Source organism: Streptomyces sp. NPDC032091 (assembly GCF_055580265.1).
Map to the genome: position 1 here is coordinate 233,624 of NZ_JBVILR010000011.1, position 15,629 is coordinate 249,252.

Here is a 15,629-nt window from a genome sequence, read left to right on the forward strand (position 1 = left end):
AGACCATGGCCCAAGCTACACACGGGCGGTCACCGGTGTGACCATTTGGGGTCCGCGGGGTGCCTCATTGGCGGCGCATTGGTGAGGATCACGGACCGGGGGTTCGTCAGTCCGATATCGAACGCTTACGATCCTCTGCGTGTCCAAACTGACCGACGTGCCCAAACGGATCCTGATCGGCCGGGCGCTGCGCAGCGACCGGCTCGGGGAAACGCTCCTCCCCAAGCGGATCGCCCTTCCCGTCTTCGCCTCCGACCCGCTCTCGTCCGTGGCCTATGCCCCCGGCGAGGTACTGCTGGTCCTGTCGATCGCGGGTGTGTCGGCGTACCACTTCAGCCCCTGGATCGCGGTCGCGGTCGTCGTGCTGATGTTCACCGTCGTGGCTTCCTACCGGCAGAACGTCCACGCCTACCCCAGCGGCGGCGGCGACTACGAGGTCGCCAACACCAACCTCGGCCCCAAGGCCGGGCTGACGGTGGCGAGCGCCCTGCTCGTCGACTACGTCCTCACCGTCGCCGTGTCCATTTCCTCCGGCGTCGAGAATCTCGGCTCCGCCGTCGATTTCGTCATCGAGCACAAGGTGCTCTCGGCGATCATCATGATTCTGCTCCTCACGCTGATGAACCTGCGCGGAGTGAAGGAATCCGGGAAACTCTTCGCGATCCCGACGTACGTGTTCGTCGGCGCGGTCTTCGTCATGATCGCCTGGGGCGCGTGGCGCGGCCTGGTGATGGGCGACACGATGACGGCGCCCACCGCCCACCTGGAGATCAAGGCCGAACACCAGGGGCTGGCCGGCTTCGCGCTGGTCTTCCTCCTGCTGCGCGCCTTCTCCTCCGGCTGTGCCGCCCTGACCGGCGTCGAGGCCATCAGCAACGGCGTCCCGGCCTTCCGCAAGCCCAAGAGCAAGAACGCCGCCACCACCCTCGCCCTGATGGGCGGCCTGGCCGTCACCATGTTCTGCGGGATCATCGGCCTGGCCATGGCCACCAAGGTCCGCATGGCCGAGGCCCCCGCCACCAACCTGCTCGACCACGGTGTCCCCGTCGGCGACGGCTTCGTCCAGCACCCGGTGATCTCCCAGGTGGCCGAGGCCGTCTTCGGCAACGGCAGCATCCTGTTCATCGTCCTGGCGACCGCGACGGCCCTGGTCCTCTTCCTGGCCGCCAACACCGCCTACAACGGCTTCCCGCTGCTCGGCTCGATCCTCGCCCAGGACCGCTACCTGCCGCGCCAGCTGCACACTCGCGGCGACCGGCTCGCCTTCTCCAACGGCATCGTGCTCCTCGCGGGCGCCGCCATGCTGCTGGTGTGGATCTACGACGCCGACTCCACCAAGCTGATCCAGCTCTACATCGTCGGCGTGTTCGTCTCCTTCACGCTCAGCCAGATCGGCATGGTCCGGCACTGGAACCGCCACCTGTCGACCGAGCGCGACCAGGCCGCCCGCCGCCGGATGCACCGCTCCCGGGCCATCAACACCTTCGGTGCGATCTTCACCGGCCTGGTCCTGGTCGTCGTCCTGGCGACCAAGTTCACGCACGGCGCCTGGGTCGCCCTGCTGGGCATGCTGATCTTCTACGGCACGATGACCGCCATCCGGAAGCACTACGACCGGGTCGCCTCCGAGATCGCCGCGGACGAGGGCCCCAGCGACGACAGCGTGCGCCCCTCCCGGGTCCACTCCATCGTCCTGGTCTCCAAGGTCCACAAGCCCACCCTGCGCGCCCTCGCCTTCGCCAAGCTGACCCGCTCGGACACCCTGGAGGCGCTCAGCATCAGCGTCGACCCGGCCGAGACCAAGGCGCTCAAGGCGGAGTGGGAGCGGCGCGGGATCAACGTCCCGCTGAAGATCCTCGACTCGCCGTACCGCGAGATCACCCGCCCGGTGGTCGAGTACGTCAAGGGGCTGCGCAGCGAGAACCCGCGCGACGCCGTCAGCGTCTACATCCCCGAGTACGTCGTCGGCCGCTGGTACGAGCACCTGCTGCACAACCAGAGCGCGCTGCGGCTCAAGGGCCGGCTGCTCTTCACCCCCGGCGTCATGGTCACCTCGGTGCCCTACCAGCTGGAGTCCTCCGAGCTCGCCCGCCGGCGGGCCCGCAAGCGCCAGGAGTGGAACGCCCCCGGCGCGGTGCGCCGCGGCCCCGTCGACACCCCGCGGCCGCGTCCGAAGGACCCGGCGGGGAAGTAGGCACCGGGTGGCGAACGGCCGGGCGGGACCCACGTAGACTGGTGGGTCGGCCGCCCGGCCGTTCCCTCATCTCCACCCCTGATCTCCCTGGAGCCTCCCCACCATGACCGAGCAGAACGAGAAGCAGTCACTGGTCGGGGAGGAGTACGAGGTCGAGATCGGCCCCGTCGCGCACGGCGGCCACTGCATCGCCCGCACGGCCGACGGCCGCGTCCTGTTCGTCCGCCACGCCCTGCCGGGCGAGAAGGTCGTCGCGCGGGTGACGGAGGGCGAGGCGGACTCCCGCTTCCTGCGCGCCGACGCGGTCACGGTCCTCACCGCCTCCAAGGACCGGGTCGAGGCCCCCTGCGCCTTCGCGGGCCCCGGCAAGTGCGGCGGCTGCGACTGGCAGCACGCCAAGCCGGGCGCCCAGCGCCGGCTCAAGGGCGAGGTCGTCGCCGAGCAGCTCAAGCGGCTCGCCGGCCTCACCCCCGAGGAGGCCGGCTGGGACGGCACCGTGGCCCCCGCCGAGGGCGACAAGCTCCCGGCCGGCGAGGTCCCGCAGTGGCGCACCCGCGTCCAGTACGCCATCGACGAGGACGGCCGCGTCGGCCTGCGCAAGCACCGCTCGCACGACATCGAGCCCGTCGACCACTGCATGATCGCGGCGGCCGGGGTCACGGAACTCGGCATCGAGAAGCGCACCTGGCCGGCGATGGCCTCGGTCGAGGCGATCGCCGCCTCCGGCTCGAACGACCGCCAGGTCGTCCTCACCCCCCGCCCGGGCGGCCGCCTCCCGCTCGTCGAGCTCGACAAGCCCGTCTCCGTCCTGCGGGTCGAGGAGAAGGACGGCGGGGTGCACCGCGTCCACGGCCGCCCCTTCGTCCGCGAGCGCGCCGACGGCCGCACCTACCGCGTCGGCATGGGCGGCTTCTGGCAGGTCCACCCGCAGGCCGCCGACACCCTGATCAAGGCCGTCATGCAGGGCCTGATGCCGCGCAAGGGCGAGATGGCCCTCGACCTCTACTGCGGCGTCGGCATCTTCGCGGGCGCCCTCGCGGAGCGCCTCGGCGAGACCGGTGCGGTGCTCGGCATCGAGTCGGGCAAGCGCGCGGTGGAGGACGCCCGCCACAACCTGGCGGACTTCCCCCGGGTCCGCATCGAACAGGGCAAGGTCGACACCGCCCTCCCGCGCACCGGCATCACGGAGTGCGACCTCGTCGTCCTGGACCCCCCGCGCGCGGGCGCGGGCAAGCAGACGGTCCGCCACATCGCGAGCCTGTCGGCCCGCCGCATCGCCTACGTGGCCTGCGACCCGGCGGCCCTGGCCCGCGACCTGTCCTACTTCGCCGAAGCCGGCTACAAGCCCCGCACCCTCCGCGTCTTCGACCTCTTCCCGATGACCCACCACGTGGAGTGCGTGGCAATCCTGGAGCCCACCGAAAAGGGCCGCTGACCTGGCGTTTCTCCGAGTGTGCGTTATGGGCGTTACGTGTGTTAGGTGCGATATCTCGACGCACATTCGACGCACATTCGACGCACGTTTGACGCCCGAACGGCGCGAAATTTCTGATGAGTCGGCATGCAAGCTTGGCGACCGTCGTGTGGCGCTCAGCTGTGGTCGTCGGCACCTAGTAGAGGCGGCAGCGGCAGGCTGCCGAGCCAGTGGCAGGCCCCTCCCCAGCCGCCGCTTCTGAGTAGTGACTTCCTGGCTCGACCTGGGGCATGACTGCCACCCGGGTGCGTACGGCGCTCACGTAGTCCGGCAGTCGGACGGCGTCTCACCTTCCCGCTTCCTGCCCCTCGAAGACCTGACGCGGTAAGCCTCGGAGTACTGGACACTTGCTTTCTCCATGAGGGCTTCCCGGCGGATGCGCTACTGGCGGGCCCCTTCGATCTCGTTGAGACGTCTGTGTTCGGTGGCTTCGCTGCGCGGGGTGACCTCCTGCGCGATCTCGGCGAGTTCGCCTTCGACGGGATGGTCGGGGTGTCGGTCCATTCACTTGCCCGATGCTGTCGGCCGCCGCCGGGGACGAAACGGAGGCGTCCGGACGGGTGTGTAGCGAATCGGGAGATCCTGACCCCAGGGGTGCTCTTTAGCCTCGGCGATTTCCTTGCCGGTGGCGACGTGCTTGGTCCGGTCCTGCTCCTGGAGGACGAGGAACCCCACTGCCCGGCCCTGTGCGGTGATGGTGAAGTGGGGAGACGAACTGCGGCGGGGATGAGACGGGGGCGGAGCCGGCCGCCTGTCCTGCTGAACCGGAATGTCTTGCGGTCTCAGCAGCGGTGATCAGCGTCTGGATGAGTTGGAGGGCACGTCCTTGGACGGACTTGGCCAAGTCCAGTGGATGGGTTTCGTTCTGCACGGCCCGGGCCACGGTGTGCGGCCGTGAGCGCGACGGTACGGGGACGGCAAGGCGCCGGGCGGGGATGTCGACGAGCTTGATCTCGTACCCGCCACGGCACCAACCCCCCGTACAGTTCCTTCGTCTCGGGGATCCTTCCCGGACCTGCGTGCAGCGGCGACGCGGGCAGGCCACTTCTCCACGTCTGGAACGCCTCCGCTTCTCGACGATCCGGCCGTCCGCCTCTGCGAGCTCTTGCAGCAGCAGCCGCTCCGTGAACGTCGCACGATGCTGTGAAGGAGAGCTGGCTCTCGTCCGAAGGCCGGAGTCTCCTGTGCTCCGATGCGTTGACCGGCCGTTCCAAGGGTTCGCCCTCGACTCATGACCTACCTGACGGGGCGGATGGCGTGAGTGACCGTGGTGCAGGGCGGGTGCTGCGTGGAGGTTCACCACCAGGAGTATCCGTGACGCCTTTGCGGGCGACCTGCCTGACGGAAGGATGTGTGAAGAGGTCCCTGCACGGCGTGAAGGTCGAGCCTTCGCGGACGCGGATCAGGCGCTGGTGTCCACAGACGGAATGCTGACCACGGACACGTCGATGCCTTGGGCGCGCAGCGCACGGGCCGCCTGCAGCAGGGACACCTGGGCGAAGGTGAACAGGTTCTTCGTCGTCAGGGCCTTGCCGCTCTTGAGCGAGATGGCGTAGACGACCTTCCTCGGAGTGAAGTCCTCGCCGACGGGGTGCCCCGGACGCCGTTCCCGCGCGCGCCGGACGAACTCGGCGCGCGCCTCCGCGTCGTAGCGCAGAGCGTCGGCGGAGATCCTGCCCTGGGCGAAGAGGTGGCTGAGCGGTGCCGAGGAGGCTGCTCGCTTGACGTGGACCAGGGTCCCGTCTTCGGCGAGCAGGTCCGCGGCCTCGAAACCGTGCGGATGCTGGGCGGTCCGGATCAGCTGACGATCCAGGCAGACGTAACCGCGCTTCGCCGCCTCCAGGTTGTAGTCCTCCTCCGTCGCGAGATCGGCCGACCAGTCCGGCAGCGGACAGCCGGCCGGCGCGGTGAGCAGGGTGTCGACCTCGCTTCGGATGCCCTCCAGGTACTGGTCCCCGATCTCGAACCAACGCCCCTCGTGGTGGAAGTAGCGGCTGGAGCCGAGCGGGATCTCCGCCGCGATCCACTTGTGGGCCTTCACCTGGGCGCTCACCGGATCGGTGCCCTCCTCGTCCCGATGCATCTGTATGTAGCCCGCTGTCAGGGCTTCCAGGCGCCTGCCGGGCGGGATCCCGTCGAGCAGCTCCAGAATGTCGTCGATCTCCGGAAGTGAAGGCATGAGGCGGCGGACGGGTCCGACCTTCACCTGGTGGGAGAGTGCGGCGTCCTCCTGGTCGAGGCAGGCCGTGGGGACGGCGAGGGCCAGTGATCCGGTATCCGCCGATGCGCCCAGCAGATCGTCGAGGCGTGCCTCCAGGACGCTGCGCCGCGGGTCTGCGTTCTTGAGGGGCCGGACACGGGCGATGGCCTCGAATTCCGGCGCGGGAGAGCGGCGGGCGAGGATCGCCCGGATCTGCGTGAGGTCGTGGAGCAGGTCCTCGGGCTGCGCACCGAGATGGATCTTCAGGGCGTCCGTACCCGCCACCTGAGCCGTTCGCCGGCTGTGCTTCCCGATCGTGAGCTCCGTCGAGCTCAGGGTGCCGACCAGCCGGCTCACCACCTCTCCGTACTCCTCGATGGGGAACGCGCGGATGTGCTGGCCCTGGGCGGCCGAGCTCCGGTCCGTGCGGCCTCTGGCGTCCATCAGGCTGTGCGTGACCTGGCGGATGGCGTCGGGCTGCGCGGCGCGCAGGACGAAATCGAAGCCGAAGCCGGGGGAGATCCGGCTCTGGTCGAGCAGCAGGTGCCCCATGCCGAAAGTGAGAGCGAAGACGTCGTCGGCGACGGGGAGGAGCAGGACGCACGCCGAGGTGCGGTTCTCCACGGGCGGCTTCCGCCCGGTGAGGGTGTGCACGGCGGAGGTCCAGTCGGGCGGCCGGTGGTGGCCGATCACACCGTGGCAGAGGAGCGCGGGGGCGTCCCCGACCGGTACGTCCTCGACGGCGAAGGGGTAGTCGCGCTCGTACCTGGCGTTGAGCGCGGCACGCAGATCCGCGGGGGAGGTGCCGGTGTCCCGGAGCAGGTAAAGGGTGCTGCGGCGGGTCTTGGAGGCGGTGGCAGGGCTTTGGCGGAGGGTCGGGCCGAGCGGCATGAGGACTCCCGGGGAGTTGAAGGCGGCCGTGGTGCTGACAACACTCAGTAGATGAGCTCATGAAAGCAGTGTCAAACATAAATTCCCGCTCCGGTTGTGGTGTAGAGTGTGAACCGCTCGCCCAGAGGAGAGGTGCCGTCCGGTCATGCCCGAGACAACAGCCCATGTGACAGCCGCGGAGATCTCCCGCATCGCCGGAGTCACCAGGGCAACCGTCAGCAACTGGCGCCGACGGCACGCCGACTTCCCCGCTCCCTCCGGTGGCACGGAGACCAGTCCGCTCTACGACCTCGGAGCGGTCCAGGGATGGCTCGGCTCCCGCGGTCACACGCAGGTCGCCGACCCCCGGGAGGCACTGCGCACCGAGGTCCGCTTCCAGGCGTCCGACCCGGACAGGACGACCGGCCGCATTGGCTTCGTCCTCACGCTCGCCCGCCGCTCCCCGGAAGAGACGGCGGAGCTCGCCGACCTCACGGACGCCGAGCTCGTCGCTCGCGCCGCCGAAGAGGTGGCCGAGCTCCTGGCCTCGCTCCCCGGCCCGACGCCCGCCAGTCCCTTGTTCTCCGCGTCCGACGGCCCCACCCTGCGCGCGCTCCTTCGCTGCGTACGTGAGGAAGGCGGTCCGGCCGCTCTTGCGGTGCTCGCGGAAAGGGAACTGGAGGACAGCGCCGCGACCGGCGTCTACGGAACTCCCGAACCCTTGGCGCAGCTGGTCGCGGAACTGCTCCCTGCCGGGGTCGCGCGGGTGCTGGACCCAGCCTGCGGCAGCGGCGCGCTCCTGGCGGCCGTCGCCGGGCGCGGCGCCACCACCCTCCTCGGCCAGGACTCCGTACCCGTTCAGGCCCAGCGCGCTACGGTCGGGCTGAGCCTCGCCGCGCCACTGGCCGAGGTCACCGTACGCATCGGGGACAGCCTGCGCGCGGACGCCTTCGCCGACCTGACGGCGGATGCCGTGGTGTGCAACCCGCCGTACGGAGATCGCGACTGGGGCCACGACGAGCTCGCCTACGACCCGCGTTGGGCGTACGGCGTACCGGGCCGGTCCGAATCCGAGCTCGCCTGGGTGCAGCACTGCCTCGCCCACCTCGGCCCCGGCGGCTGGGCCGTGCTGATCCTGCCGCCCGCCACCGCCTCCCGCCCCTCCGGGCGCCGGGTGCGGGCGGAGCTGGTGCGCGGCGGCGCCGTGCGGGCCGTGCTGGCCCTCCCGGCCGGGGCTGCACCGCCGCTGCACGTGGGCCTGCAGCTGTGGGTGCTGCAACGGCCCGAGCCGGGCGGCCCGGAGCGCAAGTCGGTGCTGTTCGTCGATACGGCCGGGTCGTCCTCGCCGGGCACCGGGGAACAGGCGGCGGGCTCGCCGCGTACGGGTGCCTCTCGTGCCCCGATCGACTGGGCCGGCCTGACGGCCCGTACGCTCGCCCACTGGGAGGCCTTCACCGCCGACCCGGACGGATTCACTGCCGAGCCCGGCGCCGCGCAGGCGGTCCCCGTCGTCGACCTCCTCGACGATCTCGTCGACCTCACCCCCGCCCGCCAGGTCCGCGCCGCCCGGGCGGACGTCGACCCCGCCGAGCTGTCCGCCCGTACGGACACCGGCCGCCGGGAACTGACCGAAGCCGCCCGCTCCCTCCTCCACGCGGCGGACCTCACCGGCTGGAGCGAATCCGGCACATCGGCCCGGCAGTGGCGTACGGCCACGGCCTCGGACCTCGCCCGAGGCGGCGCCCTGACCCTGCTCCGTACGGTGCCGGACCCGAAGGGCGGCACGGAGGTGGACGGTGCCCCCACCGCCCCGGCGCCACCGGTCCTCACGGGCGCGGACATCGCGCGCGGCACGGGGCCGACCGGAGAGCCAGCGGAACTCCGCTCCGAGGCCGCACCGGTGATCGCCGTCGGCGATGTCCTCGTACGGGGGATCGCGGGCGGCACCGGCCCGATGGCCCGGGTCGCCGAGGAGGCGGACGCGGGCGCGCTCCTCGGCCCCCACGTCCACCTGCTCCGGCCGGACCCGGCCCGCCTCGATTCCTGGTTCCTGGCCGGATTCATCGATGCGGCGGACAACATCGCGGGGGCCTCGACGGGAAGCACGGTCCTGCACGTCGTACCGGGCCGGCTGCGCGTCCCCCTCCTGCCGTTGGAGGACCAACGCCGCTACGGCGATGCCTTCCGGCACGTCCACGACCTGCGCGCGCGGGCCCGTCGGGCGGCACGGCTCGCGGAGGAGACGGCCGCTCTGCTGACCGGCGGCCTCACGGGCGGCGCGCTGATCCCGTCCGAGGCCCTGGCCCCGCCTCCTGCCGATATCGGTCCGGCCTGAACCGCACCTGAACTTCGCGCGCATCGACCAAACTTGTCCGCACCCGCTCCCATTGGGCGGGACGGTCCGGAAGGAAACCGGGGAACCCCCTTGAACAGCAGTAAGCACACGGAACTGGCGAACCACGTCTGGTCCGTCGCCGACCTCCTGCGCGGCGACTACAAGCAGTCCGACTACGGCAAGGTCATCCTGCCGTTCACGGTGCTGCGCCGCCTGGAGTGCGTCCTGGAGCCGACCCGGGAGAAGGTCACGGAGACCGTGGCCCGCTTCGCGGATCAGGACATCGACGCAGCCCACTTCCTGCGCAAAGCTTCGGGGCACTCCTTCTACAACAGGAGCGACCTGACCCTGAAGAAGATCGCTGCGGACCCGCTGAACGCGGCGAAGAACCTTCAGATCTACGTGGCTGCCTTCTCGGAGAACGCCCGCGAGGTCCTCGACAAGTACGAGTTCTCCCAGCAGATCAAGCGGCTGGACGGCGCTGACCTCCTCTACAAGGTCATCGGCAAGTTCACCGACCTGGACCTGCACCCGGATGTCGTGCCCAACCACAACATGGGCTACATCTTCGAGGAACTGATCCGCCGCTTCGCGGAGCAGTCCAACGAGACGGCCGGTGAGCACTTCACCCCGCGTGAGGTCATCAAGTTGATGGTCAACCTGCTGATCGCACCGGACGGGGACGCGCTCACCGTTCCGGGAGCGGTCCGCACGGTGATGGACCCGGCGTGCGGCACGGGCGGCATGCTGTCGGCGGCCGAGGAGTACATCCGGTCCCTGAACCCGGACGCCACGGTGGAGGTCTACGGCCAGGAGCTCAACCCGGAGTCCTGGGCCATCTGCCGGTCCGACCTGATGATCAAGGGTCAGGACCCGGAGCACATCGCCTTCGGCAACTCCTTCAGCGATCCTGGCCACGGCCGCGAGAAGTTCGACTACCTCCTGGCCAACCCGCCGTTCGGCGTGGAGTGGAAGAAGGTCAAGGACGAGGTCGAGTACGAGCACAAGAACCTGGGCGAGGCCGGCCGCTTCGCCGCGGGCCTGCCGCGCATCAACGACGGCTCGCTGCTCTTCCTCCAGCACATGATCTCGATGATGAAGCCGGTGGACGTCAAGGGGGGCGGCGGCTCCCGTATTGCCATCGTCTTCAACGGCTCCCCGCTGTTCACGGGCGCGGCTGGCTCGGGCGAGTCGGAGATCCGCCGCTGGATCCTGGAGAACGACTGGCTGGAGGCGGTCGTCGCCTTGCCGGACCAGCTCTTCTACAACACCGGGATCTCCACGTACTTCTGGATCCTCACCAACCGGAAGGCCCCGGACCACAAGGGCAAGGTCGTGTTGTTGGACGCCCGCGACCAGTGGCAGAAGATGCGCAAGTCGCTGGGCGACAAGCGCAAGGAGCTGGGCAAGCAGCACATCGCGGACGTGACCAAGCTGTCCGCGGAGGCCGTCCACATCGCGGCCGACACCGCCCACCCCCTCCACACCAAGGTCAAGGTCTTCGACAACGAGGCCTTCGGCTACCAGCGCATCACGGTCGAGCGCCCGCTGAAACTCCGCTTCGAGGTCACGGAGGAGACGGCGACGGCCTTGGCCGCCGCCAAGCCGATCCAGAAACTGGCGGACGCCGACTCCTTCATGGCTGCGGTCCGCACCCTGATGGGCTCGTCGTGGTCCAAGAAGTCCGACGCGCTCGTCGCCCTGAAGGACGCGGTCGTCGGCGCCGGCCTCCTCTGGCCGACGGGCGCCCCCTTCGCCAAGGCGGTCCGCGACACGATCGGCGTCCGCGACCCCGAGGGCGAGGTCCAGAAGATCAAGGGCGAGCCGGAACCGGACGCGGACCTTCGGGATTACGAGAACGTCCCGCTGGGTGAGGACGTCGAGCAGTACCTGAAGCGCGAGGTCCACCCACACGTCCCGGACGCGTGGATCGACCACACGAAGACGAAGATCGGCTACGAGATCCCGTTCACGCGGCACTTCTACGTGTACGAGCCGCCGAGGCCGCTGGCGGAGATCGACGCGGAGCTGAGGTCCCTGGAGGCGGAGATTCAGGCACTCCTGGGTGAGGTGACGGGATGACCGACTGGGAGAGCATCCGCCTCAAGAATCTCTGTGTCGATGCCGGCCAGTACGGAATGAACATCTCCAGCGAGAGCTACGCCCCGTCGGGAACACGGCTCCTGCGGACGACGGACATCAGTAGTGGCACGCTGACGCCACCCGACCAGGGTGTTTACGTGGCGGAACGCCCTGACGGCCGCTTTGTGCTTCAGGCGGGTGACCTCCTTCTATCCCGCAGTGGCACGCCTCCTGGCCAGTCCTACCTAGTGCGGGAGAGTGACCGAGGCTCCACGTTTGCCGGGTACCTCGTCCGGTTCCGCCCCGCACCCGGGGTTGACGCCCGATTCCTCTCCTACACCGCCCGTAGCGCACCGTTTCAGCACACGATCGTCTCCGAATCAGTGGCGTCAACAATCCAAAACTTCAATGCGGAGCGGTATGCGAATATCGAGCTCCGGGTCCCCGCTCATGCCGAGCAGTGCCGCATCGCTGACTTCCTCGACGCCGAGACTGCCCGCATCGATACCCTCAGCTCGCTTCAGCGAAACGTTTTGCGAACGCTCGACGAACGTGAAGCCGCTCAGCTCGACTTGGCCATCGGTGAGCTTTTCGATCGAAACGGTGCTGTGCCGCTTCGCCGCTTTCTAATGGGTGTTGACCAAGGAGTCAGTCCTCAGTGTGAGGCGGTGCCGGCAGCTGATGGAGAATGGGGAGTCCTCAAAGTCAGCTGCCTGAGGCCTGGCCGCTTTATTTCCGAGGAAAATAAGAGGCTCCCGGTCGAGGTGGTACCTGACCTGGAGAATGAAGTGCGTGAAGGGGACCTGCTTATCGTTCGGGCAAACACTCCCCAACTTGTAGGATCCGCCGCTGTTGTTCCAAGGATTCGGGAGAAGTTGCTCCTTTCGGACAAAATCTTCCGTGTGCGTCTGGATCAGCGGCTCATGGCGGAATTCGTGGAAGCCGTTGCGCGAGGGGGTCGAATTCGGGCGCTCTGTTCGGCCGGATCGAACGGGGCTTCTCAGTCCATGGCGAACATTCGGTTCGAAGAAGTTAAGGCATGGCCAATCCCTGATGTAGGCCTCGATGCGCAAGCTGATTTCGTGGCTCGGATTGCGCGTGATCGTGCTGCTCTGGACGAGCTGCGCCCACGTATCGCGCGACAGTTGGCTCTCTTTGCCGAGCGCCGCCGGGCCCTAATCACCGCCGCAGTAACCGGCCAGTTCGACGTATCCACCGCCAGCGGACGCAACGTAACGGAGGGAATCACCGTATGAGCCCCGTCCACGACGAGTCCGCCTTCGGCTCCGCCATAGTCGCGGTCCTGACCGAGCGGGGCTGGCGCGCGGCCAGCCCCGCCGGGTATCAGCCCGACCTCGGGCTGGACACCCAGGAGCTGTTCGAGTTCATCGGCAAGACCCAGGCCGAGGAGTGGCACGAGCTCCGGACCGTCTACGGCGACGCCAACGAGGCTCAGCGCGGGTTCGCACGCCGCCTTGACCAGGCCATCGCCAACGACGGGTTGCTCCACGTCCTCCGCAACGGCGTCAAGGACCGCGGCGTACTCCTCCGGGTGGCCTACTTCAAGCCAAACCTGGTCCCCGACGACTCCGGCCTCGACGGTTACCGCGCCAACCGCCTCACCGTCGTCCGCGAGCTCCCCTACGCCACGAAGCAGCTCGATTGGCACAACCGGCTCGACCTCACCCTGTTCCTGAACGGCATCCCCGTCGCCACCGCCGAGCTCAAGAACCCCCTCACCGGCCAGGGCGTCGAGCACGCCAAGGAGCAGTACCGCACCGACCGCGACCCCACCGAGCTGATCTTCACCCGCCGGGTCATCGCCAACTTCGCCGTAGACCCGGACCTCGTCTTCGTCGCGACCGCGCTCAAGGGCAAGAACACCCGCTTCCTCCCCTTCAACACCGGCTCCGAAGGCCCCGGCCGCCCCGGCGGCGCCGGCAACCCCGCCCCCACTGCCTTCGGCCAGTACGCGACCTCCTACCTCTGGGAGCAGGTCTGGGCGCGGGAGAACTGGCTGGACCTCCTCCAGCGCTTCGTCCACCAGGCCAAGCCGAAGTCCAAGACCCCGGGCGGTGGCGCCGCCACCCGCACCACGATCTTCCCCCGCTACCACCAGTGGGACGTCGTCAAGAAGCTGACCGCCCACGCCGCCACCCACGGCGCCGGGCAGGACTACCTGATCATGGCCTCGGCCGGTTCCGGCAAGTCCAACACCATCGGATGGCTCGCCCACCGCCTCTCCGACCTGCACGCCGACACCGACCCCCGCACCCTCAACACCGAGGCCCTGACGGCCGGTCTGATCAAGCCGGGCGAACCCGTCTTCGACAAGGTCATCGTCATCACCGACCGCCGGAACCTGGACGCCCAGCTCCGCGAGACGGTCGGCAGCTTTTCCCAGACGGACGGCCTGGTCGTCAAGATCGACGAGAAGCACGGTGCCAAGAGCGAACAGCTCGCCCGCGCCCTCTCCCGCGACACTGGCAAGATCGTCACGGTCACCCTGCACTCGTTCCCCGCGCTGCTCGACTACATCCAGCGCAACCCGACCGAGATCAAGGGCACCACCTTCGCGATCATCGTGGACGAGGCCCACTCCTCGCAGTCGGGGGACGCGGCCACCTCCGTACGCGCCGCCCTGCGCGACCTAGGCCTGGACTCCGACTCCGAGGACGCCGGTGCGACCACCCTCACCGTCACGGAACAGCTCAAGAAGAAGGCCGAGGACCGGTCGAAGGCCGCCAACCTCTCCTACTTCGCCTTCACCGCCACCCCCAAGGCCAAGACCCTCGAACTCTTCGGTACCCCAGGAGAAGTCGACGGCAAGGCGGCCTACCGCCCCTTCCACACGTACTCCATGCGCCAGGCCATCGAGGAAGGGTTCATCCTCGACCCCCTGCGCAACTACGTCACGTACGGCACGTACTGGAAGCTGGTGAACCAGAACCGCGACGAGCTGGAGGTCGACCCGGCCAAGGCGAACTCCCTCCTCGCCCGGTACGCGCTCACCCACGACTCGACCGTCTCCCAGCACGCTCAGGTGATCGTCGAGCACTTCGTCGCCCACACCCGGGGCCGGCTCGGAGGCCGCGCCAAGTCCATGGTGGTGACCGCCTCCCGGCACTCGGCCGTCCAGATGGCGCGCGCCATCAAGAGCTACATCGAGGACCGCGACTACCACACCAGGTACCCGGATCTCGGTGTCCTCGTCGCCTTCTCCGGCTCCCTCACCATCGACGGGGAGGAGACCACCGAGCCGAAGGAGAACGGCGGCATCGCCGAGAGCGCACTGCCCAAGGCGTTCGGCTACACCCGCGCCGACGACAAGGCGGTGAAGGCCGGAGCGAAGGGCCAGCAGGAGTACAAGATCCTGGTGGTCGCCGAGAAGTACCAGACCGGCTTCGACCAGCCCCTGTTGACGACGATGTACGTCAACAAGAAGCTGACCGGCATCTCGGCCGTCCAGACCCTCTCCCGGCTGAACCGCACCGCCGAACGCAAGACGCAGGCCGACCTCGCCGTCCTGGACTTCGCCAACGACGCCGAGGACATCAAGGAAGCCTTCCGCCCGTACTTCGAGGAGACGGAAACCCTCCCCTCGGACCCCAACCTGCTCTACACCGCCCAGAGCCGGGTCATGTCGGCGCCGATCATCTCCGAGCCGGAAATGGACCAATTCGCCTCCGCCTACTTCGAGGCGAAGGAGAAGGCCGCAGGCTCCCAGGCCAAGTGGGAGAAGCTGCACGCCGAGCTGTACCGGCTCCTCTCTCCTGCCGTCACCCGCTACGAGGCCCTGCGCGACAACGACGAGGACGAGGACGACGTCAAGACGGCCGAGGACTTCCGCGCCGACCTCAACGACTACGTACGCAAGTACGGCTTCCTCGCCCAGATCGTGCCCTACCACGACCCCGACCTGGAACGGCTGCACCTCTACGGCCGCTACCTCCTCACCCGGCTCCGGGGCCGTACCGACGGCGGCGTGGACATCGGCGAGGTGGACCTCAGCCACCTGCGGGTGCAGAAGACCGGCGAGCATGACGTCTCCCTCAGCCCCGAGGGGGCCGCGACGCTGCCGGGCTTCGGCGACGGCGAAGGCGGTGCCAAGGAGGCGGAGAAGTCGCTCCTGTCGGAACTGATCGAGAAGTTCAACGCCAAGTTCGGCACGGACTTCACCGAACAGGACGTCATCCGTCCCTTCGAGGAGGCCAAGGCCGACGCGAAGGTACGGGCCGCTGCCGTCGTCAACGACGAGGACAACTTCGGGAAGGTGTTCGACAAGATCTTCGCCGACAAGATGGCCGACCACATCGACACCATCGCCGGTCTTGGCCGCCAGTACTTCGGCGCCGACCGGAACTTCAAGTCCAGCCTCGACCGCAGCGCCCGCCGCGCCGCGTGGCGGATGATCCGCCGCGAGGAGGGCGTGGACGACGCGGCATAGGGAGTCGGCGCCGGCCCGCGTACACCG

At 68.7% G+C, this 15,629-nt stretch carries 8 protein-coding genes; 6 read left to right on the forward strand and 2 right to left on the reverse strand.

The window, feature by feature from the left end:
• The first annotated feature begins 139 nt into the window (after nt 1-139).
• Nucleotides 140-2,194, forward strand: coding sequence for an APC family permease (locus ACZ5NJ_RS19925; protein ID WP_468766344.1), 2,055 nt, complete (start codon nt 140-142; stop codon nt 2,192-2,194).
• A 103-nt stretch (nt 2,195-2,297) separates the two neighbouring features.
• Complete coding sequence (locus tag ACZ5NJ_RS19930) at nt 2,298-3,629, forward strand: class I SAM-dependent RNA methyltransferase (RefSeq protein ID WP_468766345.1); 1,332 nt, start codon at nt 2,298-2,300, stop codon at nt 3,627-3,629.
• Between the two features lie 420 nt (nt 3,630-4,049).
• Here ACZ5NJ_RS19930 and ACZ5NJ_RS19935 read toward each other — a convergent pair whose 3' ends face one another.
• Nucleotides 4,050-4,172: a hypothetical protein gene (locus ACZ5NJ_RS19935; protein WP_468766346.1), complete on the reverse strand. Its 123-nt coding sequence runs from the start codon at nt 4,170-4,172 to the stop codon at nt 4,050-4,052.
• A gap of 898 nt (nt 4,173-5,070) precedes the next feature.
• Nucleotides 5,071-6,759 carry a DUF6119 family protein gene (locus ACZ5NJ_RS19940; RefSeq protein WP_468766347.1) on the reverse strand — a complete coding sequence of 563 codons (1,689 nt, stop codon included), beginning with the start codon at nt 6,757-6,759 and terminating at the stop codon, nt 5,071-5,073.
• 145 nt (nt 6,760-6,904) lie between these two features.
• On the opposite strand from ACZ5NJ_RS19940, the gene ACZ5NJ_RS19945 reads away from it, so the two are divergent.
• From ACZ5NJ_RS19945 to ACZ5NJ_RS19960, 4 genes are all read left to right on the forward strand, one after another.
• A complete protein-coding gene (locus ACZ5NJ_RS19945) occupies nt 6,905-9,073 on the forward strand; it encodes an N-6 DNA methylase (RefSeq protein ID WP_468766348.1) in 2,169 nt (722 codons plus the stop codon).
• A 90-nt stretch (nt 9,074-9,163) separates the two neighbouring features.
• Nucleotides 9,164-11,155, forward strand: a complete 1,992-nt coding sequence (locus tag ACZ5NJ_RS19950) for a type I restriction-modification system subunit M (protein ID WP_468766349.1) — start codon at nt 9,164-9,166, stop codon at nt 11,153-11,155.
• Nucleotides 11,152-12,411, forward strand: coding sequence for a restriction endonuclease subunit S (locus ACZ5NJ_RS19955; RefSeq protein ID WP_468766350.1), 1,260 nt, complete (start codon nt 11,152-11,154; stop codon nt 12,409-12,411). Before ACZ5NJ_RS19950 ends, ACZ5NJ_RS19955 begins: the two co-directional genes overlap by 4 nt.
• Nucleotides 12,408-15,602, forward strand: coding sequence for a type I restriction endonuclease subunit R (locus ACZ5NJ_RS19960; protein WP_468766351.1), 3,195 nt, complete (start codon nt 12,408-12,410; stop codon nt 15,600-15,602). The genes ACZ5NJ_RS19955 and ACZ5NJ_RS19960 overlap by 4 nt, the downstream gene beginning before the upstream one ends.
• Nucleotides 15,603-15,629 lie beyond the last annotated feature (27 nt).